23 protein-coding genes and 1 pseudogene are annotated in these 21,295 nt (G+C 38.5%); all 24 read right to left on the bottom strand.

Annotation, left to right across the window (positions count from 1 at the left end; all coding sequences use genetic code 11):
* Position 1 precedes the first annotated feature (1 nt).
* The 24 genes and pseudogenes from fliE to KP625_RS01920 all read right to left on the bottom strand — a co-directional run bounded on the left by fliE (position 2) and on the right by KP625_RS01920 (position 21,201).
* Positions 2-349: a flagellar hook-basal body complex protein FliE gene (fliE, locus tag KP625_RS02030; RefSeq protein ID WP_177970132.1), complete on the bottom strand. Its 348-nt coding sequence runs from the start codon at positions 347-349 to the stop codon at positions 2-4.
* 20 nt (positions 350-369) lie between these two features.
* Positions 370-810 carry a flagellar basal body rod protein FlgC gene (gene flgC / locus KP625_RS02025; protein WP_238299889.1) on the bottom strand — a complete coding sequence of 147 codons (441 nt, stop codon included), beginning with the start codon at positions 808-810 and terminating at the stop codon, positions 370-372.
* A gap of 63 nt (positions 811-873) precedes the next feature.
* Complete coding sequence (gene flgB / locus KP625_RS02020; RefSeq protein WP_177970133.1) at positions 874-1,272, bottom strand: flagellar basal body rod protein FlgB; 399 nt, start codon at positions 1,270-1,272, stop codon at positions 874-876.
* 195 nt (positions 1,273-1,467) lie between these two features.
* Positions 1,468-3,522 (bottom strand): annotated as a pseudogene (gene topA / locus KP625_RS02015) (type I DNA topoisomerase).
* 233 nt (positions 3,523-3,755) lie between these two features.
* Positions 3,756-3,920, bottom strand: coding sequence for a hypothetical protein (locus tag KP625_RS02010; RefSeq protein ID WP_238299026.1), 165 nt, complete (start codon positions 3,918-3,920; stop codon positions 3,756-3,758).
* Between the two features lie 207 nt (positions 3,921-4,127).
* Positions 4,128-4,643 (bottom strand): helix-turn-helix domain-containing protein, encoded by a 516-nt coding sequence (locus KP625_RS02005; RefSeq protein ID WP_238299025.1) that lies wholly within the window; start codon positions 4,641-4,643, stop codon positions 4,128-4,130.
* 179 nt (positions 4,644-4,822) lie between these two features.
* Positions 4,823-5,566: a DUF7832 domain-containing protein gene (locus KP625_RS02000; protein ID WP_238299024.1), complete on the bottom strand. Its 744-nt coding sequence runs from the start codon at positions 5,564-5,566 to the stop codon at positions 4,823-4,825.
* Between the two features lie 63 nt (positions 5,567-5,629).
* Entirely contained in the window at positions 5,630-6,100 is a 471-nt protein-coding gene (locus tag KP625_RS01995) for a DUF2716 domain-containing protein (RefSeq protein ID WP_021985352.1), read from the bottom strand.
* A gap of 38 nt (positions 6,101-6,138) precedes the next feature.
* Positions 6,139-6,795 carry an ankyrin repeat domain-containing protein gene (locus tag KP625_RS01990; protein ID WP_238299023.1) on the bottom strand — a complete coding sequence of 219 codons (657 nt, stop codon included), beginning with the start codon at positions 6,793-6,795 and terminating at the stop codon, positions 6,139-6,141.
* Between the two features lie 32 nt (positions 6,796-6,827).
* A complete protein-coding gene (locus tag KP625_RS01985) occupies positions 6,828-7,454 on the bottom strand; it encodes an alpha/beta fold hydrolase (RefSeq protein WP_238299022.1) in 627 nt (208 codons plus the stop codon).
* A gap of 413 nt (positions 7,455-7,867) precedes the next feature.
* Positions 7,868-10,312 carry an ABC transporter permease gene (locus KP625_RS01980; protein WP_238299021.1) on the bottom strand — a complete coding sequence of 815 codons (2,445 nt, stop codon included), beginning with the start codon at positions 10,310-10,312 and terminating at the stop codon, positions 7,868-7,870.
* Complete coding sequence (locus tag KP625_RS01975; RefSeq protein ID WP_006426335.1) at positions 10,309-10,983, bottom strand: ABC transporter ATP-binding protein; 675 nt, start codon at positions 10,981-10,983, stop codon at positions 10,309-10,311. Before KP625_RS01975 ends, KP625_RS01980 begins: the two co-directional genes overlap by 4 nt.
* Positions 10,984-11,160: 177 nt before the next feature.
* On the bottom strand, positions 11,161-12,426 hold the full coding sequence (locus tag KP625_RS01970) for a sensor histidine kinase (protein ID WP_238299020.1): 1,266 nt from the start codon (positions 12,424-12,426) through the stop codon (positions 11,161-11,163).
* Positions 12,402-13,091: a response regulator transcription factor gene (locus KP625_RS01965; protein ID WP_238299018.1), complete on the bottom strand. Its 690-nt coding sequence runs from the start codon at positions 13,089-13,091 to the stop codon at positions 12,402-12,404. The genes KP625_RS01970 and KP625_RS01965 overlap by 25 nt, the downstream gene beginning before the upstream one ends.
* Positions 13,092-13,192: 101 nt before the next feature.
* A complete protein-coding gene (locus KP625_RS01960) occupies positions 13,193-13,441 on the bottom strand; it encodes a GNAT family acetyltransferase (protein WP_370641389.1) in 249 nt (82 codons plus the stop codon).
* Entirely contained in the window at positions 13,434-13,562 is a 129-nt protein-coding gene (locus tag KP625_RS13550) for a hypothetical protein (protein ID WP_255731639.1), read from the bottom strand. Before KP625_RS13550 ends, KP625_RS01960 begins: the two co-directional genes overlap by 8 nt.
* 354 nt (positions 13,563-13,916) lie before the next feature.
* Positions 13,917-14,867, bottom strand: a complete 951-nt coding sequence (locus KP625_RS01955; RefSeq protein WP_238299016.1) for a hypothetical protein — start codon at positions 14,865-14,867, stop codon at positions 13,917-13,919.
* A gap of 252 nt (positions 14,868-15,119) precedes the next feature.
* Positions 15,120-16,016, bottom strand: coding sequence for a hypothetical protein (locus KP625_RS01950; RefSeq protein WP_238299015.1), 897 nt, complete (start codon positions 16,014-16,016; stop codon positions 15,120-15,122).
* Positions 16,017-16,299: 283 nt separating this feature from the next.
* Positions 16,300-17,723 (bottom strand): IS3 family transposase gene (locus KP625_RS01945; RefSeq protein WP_238297613.1). Its coding sequence is split into 2 segments (ribosomal slippage): positions 16,300-17,234 and positions 17,234-17,723, totalling 1,425 coding nucleotides; the frame shifts between segments, so codons are not numbered across the junction.
* A 116-nt stretch (positions 17,724-17,839) separates the two neighbouring features.
* Complete coding sequence (locus tag KP625_RS01940; RefSeq protein WP_238299013.1) at positions 17,840-18,265, bottom strand: GNAT family N-acetyltransferase; 426 nt, start codon at positions 18,263-18,265, stop codon at positions 17,840-17,842.
* A 47-nt stretch (positions 18,266-18,312) separates the two neighbouring features.
* Positions 18,313-19,248 carry a hypothetical protein gene (locus tag KP625_RS01935; RefSeq protein ID WP_238299011.1) on the bottom strand — a complete coding sequence of 312 codons (936 nt, stop codon included), beginning with the start codon at positions 19,246-19,248 and terminating at the stop codon, positions 18,313-18,315.
* Between the two features lie 254 nt (positions 19,249-19,502).
* Entirely contained in the window at positions 19,503-20,063 is a 561-nt protein-coding gene (locus KP625_RS01930) for a GNAT family N-acetyltransferase (protein ID WP_238299009.1), read from the bottom strand.
* A gap of 53 nt (positions 20,064-20,116) precedes the next feature.
* On the bottom strand, positions 20,117-20,449 hold the full coding sequence (locus KP625_RS01925) for a DUF3784 domain-containing protein (protein WP_004074378.1): 333 nt from the start codon (positions 20,447-20,449) through the stop codon (positions 20,117-20,119).
* 167 nt (positions 20,450-20,616) lie between these two features.
* Entirely contained in the window at positions 20,617-21,201 is a 585-nt protein-coding gene (locus KP625_RS01920; protein ID WP_238299007.1) for a hypothetical protein, read from the bottom strand.
* Positions 21,202-21,295 lie beyond the last annotated feature (94 nt).

Below are 21,295 nucleotides of genomic sequence, written 5' to 3'. Positions count from 1 at the left end.
ATTACAGCTGCATATTCATCAATTCTTTGTATGCGGACACAACCGCATTTGTAACCTTCACTGTATACTGCAAAGAAATACTTGCCTTCCGTGCAGCCGCTGCAACATCATGGATATTGTCCGAATACCCAAGTGCATAGCTCATCTCCGCAGACTCTGCAGACTTCTGCAGGGAATCCGCTTCCTTGTACATATCCACTGCCGCATTTAAAAATGTATCAAACGCCGTACCTTGTGAGCCAGACGTCTTCTTATCTGCACGTTCCGCAGAGCTTGCGGAATTCGCAGACTGAATACTGTTTAAGGTTGTCCATTCATCACTGAACAGATTCACTGGTGTAACTGCCATTTATCTATCTCCCGCTACTGTTAGCTGTTAAATAATTCCAATCCTTTTGAAGCGATAGTCTTCGCTGCATTAAATGCTGTCGCACTTGCCTCATAAGAACGGCTCGAATCAATCAGGTTTGTCATCTCAGTTACGGTATCTACATTCGGATACTCCACATAACCATCTGCATTTGCATCCGGGTTATCCGGTTCATATACGAGACGCAGATCGGACGGATCTTCCACAATCTTTGTGACCTTCACGCCATTTGGTTCATAGTTTGCCATATAACCATTTAACATGTGGTCAAAAGATGTTGTATCCCGTTCTTCAAACACAACCGTCTTTCTGCGATACGCACCACCGTTTTCGGTACGTGTGGTATTCGCATTGGCAATGTTCTGTGCAATTACATCCATTCGCATCTGCTGTGCCGTCATACCGGTTGCCGATACGTTCATCGCTGAAAATACACCCATCGCTGTTACCTCCCTATTCTCTGTCACAAGAAATTATCATCCTGTTATCCATCTCACATTAAATTAATTACCGGAGCTTAACACGGTATTGTATCTGGCAAACTCCTGATTCATCAGATCAACCAGCGCCTGATACTTAATCTGATTCTCAGCCAACCGCGCCTCTTCGGTATTGATATCAACATTATTACCATCTAACCGGTAAGAAAGGGATGCATTATCCGTATACACCTGCGCATCCAATGTCTCAAGACTTTTGTTTGCATTCTTCACCGCAGTACTAAGGTCTTTTTCTCCTCCAAGCTCCGCCTGTAAAACAGATTCAAAATCCAAATCCTTACGCTTATAATTCGGCGTGCTTACATTCGCAATATTGTTTGTCAGAAGCTCATTTCGCAGATTTGCTGCATCTGCTGCTTTGTCCAAAATATTCACATAATTATAAATACCGGATGTGATCATCGACTTCCTCCTTTATCCATATTCAAACCATCCAACACATATCACAACGGGTATGTATTGATATAAAATATTGCCATCTTAAACATCCATATTGAATCCATACAAAAATAGTTACTGTACAGATTTCCATACAGTAACTATCCTACCATATTTTGTGGTATGCTTCAACAAAAATCTTTTCCTACCACTAAATATTTACTCGTTTTCATTTTTTTCGCGCTCACAGGTGTATCCGCATGTCTCGGAGGCACACAGAAGCTTATTGCCCTTCTCCACCATGTAGCCACCGCATTTCGGACATTTCTTGTCCGATGGCTTCGACCATGACATGAAATCACAGTCCGGATAACCGATACATCCGTAGTAGAGTCTTCCTTTTTTCGTCTTTCGGAGAATGATGTCCTTGCCACATTTCGGACAGGCAACGCCGATTTTTTCGTAATAAGTCTTCGTGTTCCGGCACTCCGGGAATCCCGGGCAGGCAAGGAACTTTCCATGTGGACCGTATTTGATGACCATCATACGTCCGCACTGGTCACACGGCACATCGGATACCTCATCGGCAATCTTCACAGATTCCAGAGATTCTTTTGCCTTCTCCACAGACTCTGCAAGATCCGGATAGAAATTCCGGATAACAACCTTCCACTCTAATTTTCCTTCCTCAATGCTGTCCAGAAGCGACTCGATATTCGCTGTAAACTCCGTATCAACAATCTCCGGAAATGCATCCGACATCATCTTATTGACTGCAGCACCAAGCTCTGTCACATACAGATTCTTGTTCTCCCGGATTACATAACGCCGGTTCAGAATCGTTGTGATTGTCGATGCATACGTAGATGGACGCCCGATTCCAAGCTCTTCCATCGTCTTTACAAGAAGTGCCTCTGTATAATGTGCAGGCGGCTGTGTGAAATGCTGCTTTTCCTCAAGTTCTGCACAGGTAAGTGTTGTACCTTTCTCCAGTCCGGTCAGTCTTGTCTTTTCTTCCTTCTCTTCATCTAAGGAATAAACCGACATAAATCCATCGAACACAACCTTTGATGTGGAAGCCTTAAACTTATGTCCTTCTGCCGTGGCATAGACGGTCTTGTTCTCGTAGACTGCCGGTGCCATACGGCTTGCCAGAAACCGATTATAGATAAGCTGATACAGGCGAAACTGGTCACGTGGAAGCTGCTCCTTTAATTTTACAGGAGACAGTTCGACATTCGTTGGTCGGATCGCCTCATGCGCATCCTGGATTTTCTTGCCGGTCTTTACATCCTTCGCCTCACCGACATAGTTCTCACCAAACTGCTGCTTGATGTATTCCTTCGCATTTTTGTCCGCTTCCTCAGAGATTCGTGTCGAATCTGTACGCAGGTATGTAATCAGACCGATCGAGCCCATGCCCTTGATCTCCACACCTTCATACAACTGCTGTGCGATACGCATCGTCTTATTTGTTGCGAAATTCAGCTTCTTTCCAGCTTCCTGCTGCAACGTACTTGTTGTAAACGGAAGCGGCTGTTTCTTCGTCTTCTCGCTTACCTTTATCTCCGAAACCGTAAATGGCTTTCCGTCGATTTCTTTCTTTACCTGATCAAGTTCTTCTTTTTTGACTTTATCCTTCGCGTAGTGAAAGCACACCGGTTTTAACGCCGGATTCGCTGACAGATACGCATCTAAGCTCCAGTATTCTTCCGGAATAAATGCATTGATCTCATCTTCCCGGTCACAGATCAGTTTCAAAGCGGCTGACTGCACACGCCCGGCACTCAAGCCTCTCTTGATCTTCTCCCACAAAAGCGGGCTGATGGAATAGCCAACCAGACGGTCAAGCACACGTCATGCCTGCTGTGCATCTACCAGATCCATGTCAATTTCCCTGGCATTTTTTATAGAAGATTTGACTGCATTTTTGGTAATCTCATTAAATGTGATTCTCTTATAATTTTTGCCTTCCAGTTTCAGGGCTGCAATCAGATGATACGAGATTGCTTCTCCTTCACGGTCAGGGTCAGTCGCGAGATAGATCTTATCTGCTTTTTTGACTGCCTTACGAAGCTGCGCCAATAATTCACCTTTCCCCCGAATTGTGATGTAATGCGGTTCGTAATCATGTTCAATATCAATACCCATCTGGCTTTTCGGCATATCCCGTACATGTCCGTTCGATGCGATAACATCATAGGATGCACCCAGGAATTTTTTAATTGTCTTTGCCTTTGCCGGTGACTCGACAATTACCAGATTTTTTGCCATTTCCCATTCCTCCAATACTTTTCTAGTATTCAAAACAAGCAAACTATACACTATTTTCGTTGGAGGTGCAAGGTTAAATTCTTTTCTGTCCCATTTTTTGTTCCATCTTCTGCCCCATTTTCACCACACTTCTTCTATCCACTTTATGAAATCCTGCCCCATTATTTCACGTTCTCTAGCACATTCTTCTGGGAATTCTTTCTTATTAACAGCTTTATCTTGCCACAGGATTTTCACAGTTTCCAATATTGGGGAATTTTCGAATAATTCAAATATTCCCCCAAATCATTCCTTACATATTTGTCTGTCATTGGGGATTTTTTGCATATTTCGATAATTTCCCCATCATTTTTTGTACTTTCTTCCATTTTGTTGGGTGATTTTTTCTTATTTGTCATTTTCACCCAATTCCTTGCTATACCTCTACTTGTTATTGGGGGGATTTTTGATGATTACTAATATTTGCTACAGCAAAAGAAATCATATTTATACAATATAAAAGCAGGAAGTCTCGCTATAAGACCGCCTGCCTGTTGATCATTCTTATGTAGTTTTCTATATCTCGTCAGTACAGCAAACTTGAATTTTACGGTCTATCAGATTTTTTATTTACAGTTGTACTTTCGTTTCATTTCTCGTCTTGCCTTAATCTTTCCTAAAAATCCAGAAAGATACATGGCTAATACAATTAATACACCAAAATCTAATCCAAGTCCCGCACTTGCAACTCTTTCGTAGATACTTCCTGGTGTGTCTAATCCCATTACTTCAATAATAACAAATGCAACCATTCCTATTATTGCAATAACCGTAAGTACAAATAACCTTCCTTTAATTTTTTGATTAATTGTCTCTGTATAATCAGATAATTTCAATACTGTTTCTTTTACTTCTTCATTCATATTCTCGCTTTTCCTTTCTCCATCAATGATTTCAGGTATACTAACATCATAAAATTCAGCCAATTCAGCCAACAAACTAATATCAGGCATATTAGAACCTGTTTCCCATCTAGAAACCGTTCGACCTGAAACATTTATCTTTTCGGCAAGCTGTTCCTGTGTAATATCCTTTTCTTTCCTAAGTTCTTTTAAGAAACTTCCGATTTTTTTCTGATCCATACTGTTTCCTCCTTTCATCGACAGAGTAATATTATTCTACTAAACATAACACGACACAAAGCGAGAAAATGCCGTATTTACGCTATTGGACAAATCTGTCTAGTATTATTTATATTGGCTTTAGCCCTAAAAACTTCAATTTTTCAAGTTTCCGAATTACAATTTGCTCATAATACTGGTTATACACTTAAATAATCTTTATATTCTTTATCTAAAATTTTCTTAAATTCGTCATAATCATCCCATTTAAATGTAAATCCACATCTTCTACTATCTCTTACACCATACTTGTCTGCAAAAACATTTGCATATTTTTGCGACACTTTATTATAAAAATTATCAATACTTTCAAATCCATCATTTAAACAGTAGTCTATAAATGGCAATATTTTATCACTAACATCCTCTTCTGATAGTTTCAAATCAATACATTCAAATAAATCATCTGGCATTGTTTGTCTTTTTTTAACCTTTTCTATGGTTTCATTTATGACTGGATCTAAAGTTAAAAATTCATTTTCTACAAGCCAAGCAAGATAAAAAGCAATTTCAGTGCAACAATATTTCCATATTATCTCCTCATCTTTTTCATTTATATCTGTATCTTTTTTATTATACTGTATGCGATAATTTGCCTCTGCAATATCCCAATTCCATTCTGAATTGTACAAATAACCTCTATAAGTTTTTGCATTGTTATTAACTTTTTTATTATTCGGATTATTAAATTGTTTATAAAATTTCACGAATCCAAATACACATGTAATAATTAATAATACAAAGAGTCCACCAAACACAGCAATATCTGAAATGTTGCGATCAAATATTGTTATGAAAATAAATCCTACAATGCTTATAATTGTAATAATCCCACAACAAATCATTCCATCCTTTGAATATTTTTTTACTTTTTCTTCATTCATCTATATTTTCTCCTCGTATTTTAAAATGTCTGACTCTTCAACCTCCAATGTGCACGCAAGCTCCTAATATAGTTCAAGTCCTAGCTTTTCCTTGTTCTTTTCAAACCTTTTAATCAGTTCTTTTCCCATTATTATAATTTCATTTCGCCAAGGATGACCGAAGATTCCATAATTCCATGTGCCATCAAAGAAAAAATAATAGTCTCCATCTGGATAATATGTCGGAAAATACACTTGACATTGTCTATCAGAATCATAGTAGTTATAATTCATTGAAATATCTTCCATAGGTGAAAATTCAAAACAATCATGATTCCAATCTAGGGCATACATTTTTTCTAGTCCCAGTTCCTTCAAAATAGAATTAATTATGTTCTCTTGTTCTTCATTCCAAGGAATTGCTTTATGATATTTTTTTGTATCGCCTGGTATTATAATCCATTCACCAATGATGTCTGTTCCCGGCTTGAACTTAAATTCATTATTTAATTTATCCCATAAGATTTTTTCTTCATCTTTAGATATAACTCTCAATATATATTCTCCTTCGCACTGAAAATAAGAATTTTCAATTAAATTTGACTTAGTAATTTTGACAACGAACCGCCTAAATAAAAATCTCTAACAGTACGCTTTGTATTGGGTGATACATAGCTTATATCTGCCCCATATTTACACAAAAGGTTAAGGACATTCAACAAATCATTTTCTAACTCTTTTGTAAAAATTCTATCATCACTTTCAGAATTCGTAGAATAATTAAAAGTTGGTAATATTTGATTTGCTTGCAAACAAAATCTCCAAATTCCCGAGTTTCCGTAGGAATCTAGCTTATTAACATCTGCGCCCAGCTTCAGCATTTTCTCCAAAATTTCATATGCTTTCCTAGCCTCTTTCTCAGTTGAATATTCTATAAATCCTCTGATTTTGTCGTTTGTATTCCATCTGCATTTCATTACAGCTGCATTAATTGCATCGTGTATCACCGGAGTTCTCCACTCATTACAACAAGACTCATCTTCCATATAATTCAAATCGGCTCCACAATCAATCAAATATTCCGCTATATCTAATGCACCTGTTTTTAGTGCAACCTGCAAAGGTGATTGTCCATCATCTTTTTTAGGTGGCTGCTTCGCCACGCAGTTAACCAGTTCTTCTTTGTTTTCAATTAAAGTTCTTACCAAATCAAAATCTTTATCCCTTATTGCTTTAAATATTTTTTTCAAATTATCCCCTCCATCGCTATGAAAATAAGAATTTATCTTATACCAGCATAAAACCTCTGCAACACGATTGCCAACTCTTCCGGAGCTTCTATATTTGCTTCATGACCTGTTTTCATAAGTTCATGGAAGTAAGAATTGTTCAAATAATGGCAAAGTTCTTTTGAAGTTTTTTTGTTTGCCTTGTCCTTCTCTCCACAAACGATCAATACAGGACAAGACACTTTATGCAGCGAGTCACTGAAATCTAATTCAGCCATCGTGCCGCATAGGCTGATAACATCTGCTTTTTTAAACCCCATTTTATTGAATGCCGAATTCGGCATAAGATGAAACAACATATTCTGAACTTTCAATAATTTTTTTGGCATTTTATATTGTGCTGCAATTAATACGAGCGCCTTTACTTTATCTGGGTGGTCAATCGCATAATTAAGTGCCAAAACAGCTCCCAGAGAAAGCCCACATAAGACAAGTCCATCGTTCTCCTTGTCGCATTCTCCTGAGAATGCTGAATATAACTCCTTATATGTAGCAGATTTCCCTTCTAACATCTCTGATAAACTCAGCCTGACACTACTTCCCGATACTTTCGTTTCTTTTATTGCCCTATTCCAACTGTCTGGATTTTGACCTAGTCCATGCAAATATAGATACTTCATATATTATCCTCCTTCAAACTAGAATTTCTATTTGTGTTGCCATGTCATTACATAATCTTTTTCTCTGGCAGCTTCATCTAAGCCACTATGCTGAATCTCAAATTCTTCTCTCTTATAAAGGATATTCATCGTTTAACCCTATAACGACTTGTATTTCTGTATCATACTCATTCATCAAATAATTCTTCCATTTGTTTCTGTGCCAACCGAGACGGCAACGGAGGCCAAAAAAATTATATAAAACAGTATAACACAAAATAAAAGTGACATGGTGAACTAATTGAAATGCTTCTGATTTTGTAACTGATGATTGATCTTTATACAATTGCTGTCTACATGCGACACATTGACTGCTGGAAAGCAGAAAAAAACCAAGCTGTCACTCATTGCCCGAGTGACAGCTTGGTTACTTGCTATCCCTGATACCTTATTCTTTCAACCAGCGTTTCCTTTTTCAGATTACTGCTTAAAACGCAGGAAAGTACAATCTGCAACAGACCAACCAAAAAAATCATAATAAAAATTGGTACGATTGGAACATGATAGATATTTATTCCAAATATTCCCATATGTTTTGCATAGGAAAAAAGTGCATAGCCGAGCGGCAGACCAATAATCAAAGCTACACATATGGTGCCAACCGAAAAAATCAGTCCCTGTAACTGCAGGCATAAATTTAATTGTTTATTTGTCATACCCACAGCCTGTAATATACCATATTCCTGCTTTTTTGTCGTAATATTCATGATCATGGTATTCGCCATATTCATAAACCCGATGAGTCCTACAATAGCCATAAACAGATAACAGCCAAGCTTCATCATGCTGCTCGCAAATTCGGCAGATTGTAACTGCGCATGATAAGTATCCATTTTTATATGCGAAGTATTAGAAATCAATGTATTCAGATTTTGCTCCACAGATGCCACATCTTTTTTATCACAGTCCACCCACAGATAGCCATAGGCTGTTCCTCTCGGATTCATGGAACGGTATACGCCTTCCGGAATGACAAGATAAGTGTCCGCACTTACAAAGGATCCTGCAATCTTTCCCTGATAGGTATAGGTTCCACTTCCATTCTCAAAGTCAAATGCAATGGATTCACCCGGAGCATATCCATCTTGTTCCATCCACGTCGACCAACCAAAGAAAATATCACCATTCTTTACTGCATGATCATAGTCCATAGAGCCAATATCCCCTTCTTGACACATAAAATCAAAATCCTTTTTACTCACAATAGTAGCCGGAAATCTTGTTCCGTTCAGATTTACAGAGACAATCTCTCTCGTCATGACATCTGTTACTCCCGGAATGCTTTTGATTTCTTCAATCAGCGAATCATTCAATGGATCATCCGTCAGAATCGTATCCAGATTATTCTCCGGATATCTTTCATCATACTCAGCAGAATAGTCAAGCTGCAGTTCAAATTGTCCATGATTAACGGAAAGACGTGCTTCATGCTCCGTGTCAATATTCCCAACATAATTAGAGATAATTACAAACAATACACAGGAAAGCCCCATCGTAAGAATGGTATCAATGGTTCTTTTCGGATTGCCTGTCACATTTGCCATTGCCATGGAGAAAACGGTGACATCTTTTCTGCCTTTTCGTCTGCCCTGTTTTTGCGTTTTGGAGCCGTCAAGATACCGTGTCGCTTCGATGGGTGAAATCCGGGAAACAATTTTCATGGGTTTGCGCAGAGCCAAAGCAACGGTAAGAAATGATACGAAAATACATAGAAGCATAACAGGCAGGGAAAACAGTGGCACCTGCTGATTTTGGACTTCCATAGAGCCAGTTTCGGTTGATACAAGGTTTCCCTGTTCTACCAGCCAGTTAAAACCGCATTTTGCAATCAGAAAGCCAAAAAGCAATCCAACCGGTATTGAAGAAATTGTCAAAAAAATGCCCTCTCTGAAGATCAGTTGTTTCATCTGCTTTTTTGTCGCTCCCAGAGCCTTGATTTTTCCATACTCCTGTATCTTGTTGGCAATACCGACCTGAAAAATATTATAAATGACCACAACAGAGAAAAGTACAATTGCAAGAATCAGCATTCCACATACCGCAATCGTTTCATAACTCGGCTGCAAGACCCATTGCAAATAGAGATCATTGACTATAACGTTTTTTTCTTCGATCCCACAAGCTGTTGCAATCTGCTTTATAACCGAATCAATATTATTCATAGATACATTTGCAGAATCATTTAAAGTAAAATAAATATTATACTGCCTGTCATTCTCTGCGACGTGCTCATCATAAAACTCCTGTGACCCGAAAGCAACATAAGATGCCTCGATGGTATACTCATCCCGATCATATAGGATTCCACTAACAACAAATTCTTCCGGCTTATATTCTGACCGCATCCCTGCGCGGTAATCCAGTGTAACCGTATCTCCGACCTTTACATCAGCATATCCCATTGCACGGAAAAATGCTCTTCCTGCCGCAATTTCCTGCGTTCCCACCGGATACGTTCCTTCCTTTAACTCATATTCCTTATTATAGGGAAGCATTTTTCTTGCAGTCTCATCCATGCAGACAAAACCACCGTTTTCGTTGCCTTTTATGATACCTTCGGTGCACATAGTGCCTGTAGCATCTATTTCCGCACGGCGGTTTACTTCTTTTAACTGCGATCCGTCTGCTGCGACAAACAAACCATAGTTGCTTCCATATGAGCCTGCCGCCTGACTTTTCTGTAAGCGGATCATTCCATTTCCCACAGTACTGATAATCACAAGCAGCATCGTAGTCAGACATATGGACATCATAATCAGTATACTTCTTGTCTTGTTCTTTTTGTCATTGCTATATGCAATCCTGCTTATTGTCTTCATCTGAAATCCACCACCTGTCCGTCCTCAATCACCAGAATACGGTCAGCGACCTGTGCAATTTCGTCATCATGGGTAATCATTACAATTGTCTGTCCATATTTTTTTGCTGTCATCTTAAGCAGAGCGATTACCTCATCACTTGTCTTAGAATCAAGATTGCCTGTCGGCTCATCTGCAAATATAATTTCCGGACGATTCACCAGTGCTCTTGCAATTGCTACTCTCTGCTGCTGTCCTCCGGATAACTGATTTGGCAGATTATAAATCCGGTTTTCAATCCCCAGAGTTGCAATAATATCATTTACATACGCTTCATCCACTTTTCTTCCATCCAGCCCAAGTGGCAGTACAATATTTTCCCAGACATTAACAGATGAAACCAGATTAAATGCCTGAAAAACAAATCCGATTTTTCTTCTGCGGAAAACAGCAAGGGCATCTTCCTTCATCCTGTATAAATCTTTCCCTGCTAAAGTAACACTGCCTTTTGTCGGGGTGTCTAGCCCTCCAAGCATATGAAGTAATGTACTTTTACCGGAACCTGACTTTCCGACAATTGCGACAAATTCTCCCTGCTCAATCTGAATGTCCACCTGATTGACCGCTTTGACCTGATTCTCACCTGCGCCATAAAACTTACAAAGCTGCTTGGTTTCTAATATCACACTCATGTGTTGCCTCCTTTTCAATTCTGTAAAGCGTACCTTTTCAGCACGCTTTCTTTGCCTGTTTATATATTTGGTCATTTTTCAACCTACATCCAAATTGTATCAGGACAATCTTTCATTTCACTTTCAAAAAACGAGCAGAAATCTTACAGAATTGTAAGATTTCTGCTCACTTAAAATTTAACCAACATATGGTAATTGAATCACAAACGTGCTTCCTTTTTTCTTTTTGCCAGAGGTTACCGTAATCGTACCTGCGTGTTTTTCGATAATTTCTCTCGATAGAAAAAGTCCGATTCCTGTACCACTCTTTTCCATGACCTCCTTGGAACTTCCTCTGTAAAATCGTTGAAAAATTTTGTGATACTCATTCTGCGGAATACCAATTCCCTGATCCTCAATTTCCATTCTTACAAGATGGTTTCTTTTTTGTAACCGGATAAATATTTTTGAACCACACGGACTGTACTTGACCGCATTATCCAGAACGTTGATAAAAGCTTCACCAAGCCACCTTTTATCTTGCATAATCGTGCATGTTTCCAGCTCTTTTTCATAGTCAAAAACGAATTCAATTTCTTTCTCATCCGCTTTAGGATAAGTGCGGTTCACAGCAGATATGACAGTATCCATAAGCGGAAGTTTTTTCTTATTAATCTGAATCAGTCCAGTTTCCATCTTGGATATTTCAAGAAGCGACTGCAATAATGTCTCCAGTCCATCCAGAGCACTCCGACAACGGATACGAAACTCCTCCTGTTCTGTGGCACTTAAGTCATTCTGCATCAGCACACTAAAACATGTATCCAAAGCTGCAACCGGTGTCTTTAACTGGTGAGAAATATCAGAAACCATTTCTTTCGTGTTCTCCTTTTCTGCCCTTGCTTCTTCCTTTATCAACTGAATATGATGTCCGATTGCTTCAAGCTGGTCATTCAATTTTTCCAGTTCTGCATGATTTTCCGTTTTCAGTAAATCATCAAATTTATTTTCACGGAATCTGATCAGAATTTCTTTCAACTGGTCTAAAATTTTCTGATGACACGCATCTTCTTTTTTCTTCCAATAAAGTAAAAAAGTCAAAAGAAGCACGCATATCACAGTGCTTACAGCACCGGTCACCATAACCTGATGCCGGAATTGCGAATAACATGCATTCCCTTTATTTCCCCAGTATCCATATTGCTCCAATAATCGCCTTCCCTGTTCGTTAGTTTCAATATCCTTATCCTTAAGCAATTCCGAAACAGCATCCAGCCCGGAAAATTCTTCCTTTGCAGCAATCTCTGTCATAAGATTCATTTTATATTTATAATCTTCATAAAACACATACGTGGTAAAACAATTTAATATTGCAAAAAATACTATGACAGGTAATACCAAGGAGAGCACTACTGTAATCTTCTTGCGATATCTCTTTGTCACTGCCTTACCTCCTGATTCCATATATACCCAAGACCTCTGATATTCTTTATATAGACCGGTGCAGCCGGATTGTCTTCGATTTTCTCACGGAGTCTTCTGATATTGACAGCGATTGTATTTTCATCCACAAAATCCCCTTCCAGATCAAACACATTTTCCAATATTTGTGTTTTTGAAAGAATCTGTTTCGGATTCTGAAGAAAAAAAGTCAGCATTCTCAACTCCGTTTTTGTCAGACTGATTTCACGACTCTTTATCAGGACTTTCATTTCTCCTGCGATAAATACGATATCTCCCGAAATCATCTTTCCGGCTTCCGTTTTCTCCTGTCTGCGGCGGAAATGTGCTTCTATTTTCAAAAGAAGTACCGAAAGACTAAACGGCTTTGTAATATAATCATCTGCCCCTGCTTCATATCCCATGACCTGATCCATCTCCTGATCTAGTGCTGTAAGACAAATAATGTATGTATTATAATTGCATCTCATCCACCTTACAAATTCCAGTCCATTCCCATCCGGAAGATTCACATCACAAATGGTAACATCCACATTATTATCACTTGCAATTCTTTTCGCTTTTTTCACTGATTCTGCTGAAAAAACCTCATATCCGGATTTTTTCAGTGAAAATGTAATTCCACGATTTAAATTTTCATCATCTTCAACCACGAGTATACATGGCATAGCATATGCACCTCTCTTTATTAACTATATATTTCCATCAGTAAGCTTCGTCTATTTTTGTTGCCATGTCATTACATAATCTTTTTCTCCGGTAGCCTCATCTAAGCCACTATGCTGAATCTCAAATCCTTCTCTCTTATAAAAAGATATTCATCATTTAACCCTATAAAGCCTTGTATTTCTGTATCACACTTATACACATAAACCTCTGCTAGTGACAGTGCTTCTTTTACTGATTTGAAATTGCCTTTCCAGTATTCGGCGGGGATAAAATTATGTGCCTTTATATTTGTATCCAACCATATATGCGCTACTTTATTTATATCATCCCTTTGAAATTCTCTAATCATAACGGTAACTCTCCATAAACTTGAATTTCCTATGCATGTTTTCCTTTTCAAAACTCTTCGTCTTCATCGATTTCTTCTTCCGGTTGAATCTCACAAACAAATTCGATATTCCTTTTGCCAAATACATCTGTTAGATAAGTAATCTCTTCTTCATTCGTTGGAACACTGAACGTGATACAATTTAACCATATTTATCTTAGGGGTGTTCAAAGAGGGTTCTTTTGAACACCCCTAGTGAAATGGCACTTGCAGGCATAAAAGAATGCCGACAGTCTCATTATAAGACTACCTGCCTGTTGATTATTCTATTGAACTTCCCAGAGATTTTCCGAATCATAATTATATTAATAGAATTAGCATAAATTCCTTCTACTAAGTGAAAGAATATTGTCGATATTATCAACAAAGACTTCCGGTATGTACGCACACGCGGAGAAACTCTGTACAACCAAGTAAGCGGATACATCGTATCCTCTTACTTGGTCATTCCGCATTTCCGGCATTTTTTTCCTACAACTTCGTCATATTCTGGTTCCTTTACATACTCATATGGCACCTGCACTTCTTCATACACTGGTTTTGATGAGTAGCTTGCGTGTTCCGATGTAAGGTGGTTAATTGCATCACTGCAATTTGATCCCCCATACGTCAGAGTCAGATCCATGCCGCAACCGTTACAATATTCGTGGTAGGCAACAATCTGCTGGTCGGTGTAGTATGCAGTTGCAAGTACCTTATCGTGATGTACTACGATATCTTCCCATACGTGGGAACATTCCGTTGTCTGTGGTTTGCTCTCCGTGGTTGCGGATGGCTTGCTCTCCGTGGTTGCCGGTGGCTTCGGTGTGCTTCCGTTTGATGAAGAACCGCTGGTTGAAACTGAATTGCCGTTTCCAGAATTTCCGGAAGATGTACTGTTGCCCGGATTTGTATTACTGTTTGCATTACCGCTGTTTCCCTGCGTCTGGCTTCCGGAAGTTGTACTGCTTCCCGGCTTGGAAGTTGCCGACTGGCTGGTGTTTCCGGAAGAACTGTCTTTTTTGGAAGAACCTGTCTGGCTGTTACTTGCAGATGAACTGCTGTTTCCAGAAGCATTGTCTTTCTTTGAAGAACCGTTGTTTGTAGAAGAACTGTCCTTCTTCCCACTGCCCGGCTTTACATCTTCCCGCGTACCGGATTCTGCCACAGCCTCGGTCGTGGTCTTACCGTCTGCCATCAATTCGGTTGTTTCATTTTCATCCTCGCCATTGTTTGTATTAACAACTACCTCCGCTGCATCACTCGCACTCGCGTCCATCTGTATAAGAGATGCGTCCGTCTGTGTGTGTGCCGGGCTTTTTGCGTTGTTCCCACATGCACATAACGTCAGGACAAGAGCTGCGGTACTCAATGTCAATGTTAGTCTTTTCATTATTTTTCTTCTCATTCTCGTTCTCCTCTGTGTATCTCCCGCGGTGTAATTCATATACGGCAATTATACCACGCAATATGTTTATTTCAATTACATTCTTTGAAAGTTTGCACGCTCACGCGGAGAAACTCTGTACAAACAAAAAATCCCCTTCTGTTTTTATAGACCTGCATTTTTTTGTTTGCCCAGAGGGGGTTCAAAGCTTCTCTCGTACTGGCATCTAAGCGTAAAAAAAGAGCTTATCCAATATGAATAAGCTCTTAATCTTTAATATTTCACTTCATATCCGCACTTCGTACACCGTTTCCCAACGGTTTCATCGTATGCGATGTGGTCAATGATCTTATATTCTACCGGAACCTTTTCATACACCGGTTTTGATGAGTAGCTTGCGCCTGCGCCGTTGCGTTCCGACGTAAGGTGGTTAATTGCATCACTGCAATTTGATCCCCCATACGTCAGAGTCAGATCCATGCCGCAGCCGTTACAATATTCGTGGTAGCCAACGTACTTGTTTTCCATATCGGTTTCAATGTGGGATACCTCATCGTGGTGTACCACGATGTTTTCCCATACATGGGAACATTCCGTTGTCTGTGGCTTGCTCTCCGTGGTTGCGGATGGCTTCGGTGCGCTTCCGTTTGATGAAGAACCGTTGGCTGATGTTGAACTGCCGTTTCCGGAAACTGTCTGATTTCCACCAGAGGTACTGTTTCCCGGTTTGAAAGTATTTCCGCCTGCCGTCTGGCTGTTGCTGTTTACAGAGGAGTTACTATTTCCTGAAGAACCGTCTTTTTGGGAAGAACCGGTCTGGCTGTTACTTGCAGATGAACTGCTGTTTCCAGAAGCATTGTCTTTCTTTGAAGAACCGTCCTTTTTCCCACTGCCCGGCTTTACATCTTCCCGCGTACCGGATTCTGCCACAGCCTCGGTCGTGGTCTTACCGTCTGCCATCAATTCGGTTGTTTCATTTTCATCCTCGCCATTGTTTGTATTAACAACCACCTCCGCTGCATCACTCGCACTCGCGTCCATCTGTATAAGAGATGCGTCCGTCTGTGTGTGTGCCGGGCTTTTTGCGTTGTTCCCACATGCACATAACGTCAGGACAAGAGCTGCGGTACTCAATGTCAACGTTAGTCTTTTCATTATTTTTCTTCTCATTCTCGTTCTCCTCTGCTTATCTCCCACGATATAATTTCATTCATTTTAATTATACCATGCAATATATTTATTTCAATTTCATTCTATTAAAATATGTACGCTCACGCGGAGAAACTCTGTACAAACAAAAAAGAGGATACATCGTATCCTCTTTTCCAACCCTTAAATGGGTACAAAAAAAGGAGCATTCTGCTCCTTAACAAAAGAAAAACACCTGCCATTGAGGTGACCCCCAAAAGTTAGACTTTATTGCGAAGTGGATTTTCCACTTCGCATTTTTCATTTATGCAGCCAAGAGGCGTTTCCTGTATTGTACAGGGCTGAGCCATCCTAGTTTCTCTTTGATACGTTTTTCATTGTAATACTTGATATATTTTTCAATCGCCAATTTAAGTTCATCAAAGCTATAGTATACAACACCATAGTATATTTCCTGTTTTAATAATCCAAAGAAGTTCTCCATAACAGAATTATCATAGCAGTTCCCTTTCCGTGACATACTTTGAAAAATACGATTTTCTCTTAATCTATGAGAGTAAGTCTTCATCTGATATGCCCACCCTTGATCCGAGTGAAATGTTCTCCTAAACCGACAATCAGAAGTGATTGTGATTGCTTCTTCCAGAGCAGTCATTACACTTTGTGCAGATGGTCGTTTATCAATACCAAAGCTTATGATTTCTCCATTATACATATCCATAAATGGGTCAAGATATAACTTCTGCATCACCATTCGTCCTTTTTCATCTATCTCGTAATACTTAAACTCTGTTGTATCTGTTGTAATCTTCTGATGCGGTATATTGGTGTGAAATCGTCGTCTAATTCTATTCGGAGCAACTGTTCCCACTTTTCCACGATAAGAGCTATACTTACGAGATTTTCTAGTGAAAGATGTCACTTGAAGATTTAGTCGTTGCATTAACTTCTGTACTTTCTTTTTATTCACCACGTAGCCTTGATTGCATAATTCTGCCTTCATTCTTCGATAGCCGTAGTCTTTGTGCTCTGCGTGTAGTTCTAGCATTTTAGCCTCTAATTCAGCATCCGGATTTTCTCTATCAAATCGCTTTTGCCAGTACATGTAGGTTGCTTTCGGCATACCTGTATATGAGAGAAGATCTTTTAGTTTGAATTCTCTTCGGAGGCTGTGGATGACTCTTGCACATCTCTCATTTTTGCTTCGTCCTCTAAACGCAGTCTCCTCAGTTCTTTTAAAAAGGCGTTCTCTATCCTTAACTTTAATAACTCATCTTCAAGTTCTTTGACATGTTCTGCGCTGGTATCCACTGCACGCTCTTCAAACGAAGAGGTTTTAGTTTTATGATTGTCTTTTTGATTCAATGTTTTCTTACGACCTTTCTTCTTAGGTCTCAATGCGTCAGGACCAGCAATCCGAAAGCCTTGAACCCATTGAGCAATCATTGCTGCATTATTTATTCCTTGAGACAATGCTAACTCCTGATATGAAACCTCACTTGATAAATATAACTCTACCACATGAAGCTTAAATTCAAAAGAATAATTCTTTTTTTCTCTTGATCGCATCAAACCAGCATCGCCGAATTTATTATAATAGTCCACCCAATTTAACACTTGTCTTTTGTTTTTTACATTGTACTTTTGTGCTAGATAGTTGTACCCTCCTTCGCCGTTCAAATAAGCAATTACTACTTTTTTCTTAAATTCAAAACTATATTTTGCCATAAAAATACCGACCTCCCAATCGTTAGATTTTTGGTCTAACTTTTGGGGGTCGGTACACATTTCTGACAGATGTTCTATGTAATATTATAGTTTTTCAATGCTACAAACCGGAATTTTTATTTGTGTTGCCATGTCATTACATAATCTTTTTCTCCGGTAGCCTCATCTAAGCCACTATGCTGAATCTCAAATTCTTCTCTCTTATAAAAAGATATTGCCCGTGCATTCTTTTGGTATACGTTCAAGTGCAACTTATTCCTTTTATCCTTTGCATAATTCAGCAGAATTTTACCTATGCCTTGCGATTGCATTTCACCAGAAACAAAAATGCCCTCAACATATTCATCATTTAACCCTATAAAGCCCTGTATTTCTGTATCATACTCATACACATAAATCTCTGCTTGTAACAGTGCTTCTTTTACTGATTTGAAATTGCCTTTCCAGTATTCGGCTGGGATAAAATTATGTGCTTTTATATTTGTATCCAACCATATATCCGCTACTTTATTTATATCATCCCTTTGAAATTCTCTAATCATAACGGTAACTCTCCATAAACTTGAATTTCCTATGCATGTTTTCCGTTTCAAAACTCTTCGTCTTCATCGATTTCTTCATCTGACTGAATCTCACAAACAAATTTGATATTCCTTTTGCCGAATACATCTGTCAGATAAGCAATCTCTTCTTCATTCATTGTAAAAAATGGCCATTCATTCTCGCTGACAGTTATTTTCTCCTGTTCTGTTGTCGTTACCTCCAAAGTGATAACGTTCATGCTTCCCTTCCCTGTTTCAAACAGTCTTGTCAATTGTACCTTTGTCAAATCCAGTGCAGTCAACTTTCCACCATATACAGATACAAGGAAGCTCTTTGTCAAATAAATTCTAAAATCATTAAACCAGAGAGCATCCGGCTGATTACATTCTTCGTCAATCTGCTCTGCCAATGGATGTCTGTATTTTTCAATCGCACGCACCTGTGTTAATACAAGCAAAATTCCAATCAATATTAAGATGCCTCCGATATCCAGATTCACAAAATATCCTTCCTTGAGTATTTTTCCATAGGTAAGCTTCGTCATACGTATAGCAATAAATTTGTGATTGATATACTCACTTACTATTTTTTTAACGTTCTCGTCAGTCACAACTTTCGTCATGCCTTCCACTCTTGCCGTACCGTTCTCTTCCACTCTCTGCTTCAAATCTGCAAACTGTTCCGGTTGCATCTCAACAATATAGCTTTCCTCAGCGGTTGTTACAAGGTAATATCCTTCATATTTATTTTCCGCCAACTTCTCCGGTACCCGGATAATATCAATATATACTGTCTGATTCGCAGGATTGGATTCTTCCTGTAATACCTGTTCAAATGGTCGGACATAATCCATCTTTCTCTTTGTCTGAATCAATCCAAATGTCACCAATAATATCCCTATCACTAAAAGGATCATTCCGATTGTCCGCCCTATTTGATTTAATTTGTATTCTTCTTTTATATGCTTATTCGTATATTTCATGTCATGTATCCTCCTACACTTGATTTTTCAGTCCGGCAAAACGGAATTCAGATATTATCATAAAATCTCTGCAGCACGATTGCCAACTCTTCCGGAACTTCTACGTTTGCTTCATGACCTTTTTTCATAAGTTCATGGAAGTAAGAATTGTTCAAATGATCTTTAATATATTACTCTATTCCAGCTGTCTGGTTTTTGTCCTAGTCCATGTAAATATAAATATTTGATATATTGTCGCTCCTTCAAACTGGAATTTACTGCAATACCCAATCTTCTCTTTTTAGAATGTTTACCTCATTTTCTTCCGTTGTACCGAATGCTGTCTCATAGGTATCAAATGCATGGTGTTTGAAACCACTTTTTTCCTGAACTCTATGAGATTGCTCATTCCACAAGAAGTGACCACAGAAGATTACATCAAGATTAGCGTTCTCAAAGAGAAAACGAATTACTTCTTTCAACGCTTCCGGCATTAAACCTTGTCCCCAATATTCTTTGCTCAGAACATAGCCTATCTCACGGCATTTCTTATTTTCAAATTCCGGGAAGTGAGTTTCATTGTATTTTTCGATCCCAACAGAACCTATTACTTTGCCCTGATATTCGAGTGCAAATGTTTTCTTATGGCTAATGAACATATCAAGAATAATCTTAGATTCTTCCTTGCTTTTATGAGGCTTCCAACCCGCCATTTGTCCGACTCCATCTACTGAAGCGTAGGAATAAAAGTCATCAAGGTCGGATTGCCGCCACGGGCGAATCAACAAACGCTCTGTTTTTAGGATAACATTACTTATATCTATTTCAGGATTCATAGTATTTTACTCCTCTAAATTCCGATTTTCTCAATTCTCCAAACTTGAAGTTATTACTTTCTGCATAGTGTGTTTCCTAAAATGATAATTACCACGACATCAACCAAAATAATCCCCAATGCAATATATACAAAAAATGCAGGCAAAATATTTTCAAACAAGCCCATAGTTAATGCAAGAATTGCTATAATAGACATTCCAATTCCCATTGTTCTGCATAACTTCTTTTCATCATATTTTTCCTTTTCTTCATTTGAAGCTGTATTATATCCAGAAATGAACCAGCTTCCATGTCCAGAAAGTAAAATAATAGAAAGTACAGCAAATATCGCAAAGACAATCCACACTATCCAATCAGAGCCTGTTGCTAAATCTGCTAATTTCATTTACATACTCCTCCTTAAATTCCATTTTTTTAATTTTATAAACTTGAATTGTATATTAATTTTTCTTATTTAGTCTAATATGGAAATCGTTGGCTTTAGAACATTCTTCATATGTAAGATTAGTTTCATTCATTAAAAACTCAACGGCTTCCTCCTTTGTATTGTAATTAGATTTTTCTTTCATATATCTTAACAAATTGGTCATATATATTCTTCCGTACTTCTTCTGACAAACCGGCGTATTTTGTATCCAACACCTTTTTTACGGCTTCGTACTTCCTATTTTTATCTTCTATATCCGGTCCACGGTCATAATTAAACCTCACATCATAAAAAATGTGTTTCATATCGTTACTTAAAGCTTGTAACACTCGAAACCCTTTCATAGAAAACTTTCCTTCTTTTATACCATTCTCCACACAGGGCTGTCTCGCCCAATCCATCATAAACCAATTCTCCATTGGCATATTTACACCATATCCGGAATCTGACAAAAAGTCATTTATCTCATTCCAATTTATCTGTAACGGCAAATCGTTTTCTTTCGCAAATAAATAGTCATCACGCTGTAATTCCTGTTTTTTTCGCTTTCTTGTATTTCTTTCATAAACAATCCAGTATATTACCATTGCTGCTATAATACACACGCTAAATATCTTTGTAATCATGGTATTTCCTTTACAAATAATCAAGTATACTACGGTTACTACCGCAATACTTATGCTGAGTACCTTTATAATCAAACCATTCATTGTGTATCTCCCTATCACTAAAAATTGGAAATTAACAAGTCGACAAATTCCGATTTTTCTTCCTGATCAACTATGTAACAAATTTGAATTTCAC

The organism is Eubacterium sp. MSJ-33 (assembly GCF_022174665.1).
GTDB lineage: Bacteria > Bacillota > Clostridia > Lachnospirales > Lachnospiraceae > Coprococcus_C.
The sequence above is the reverse complement of the archived record's forward strand: the minus strand, read 5'-3'. Positions and strand labels throughout refer to the sequence as shown.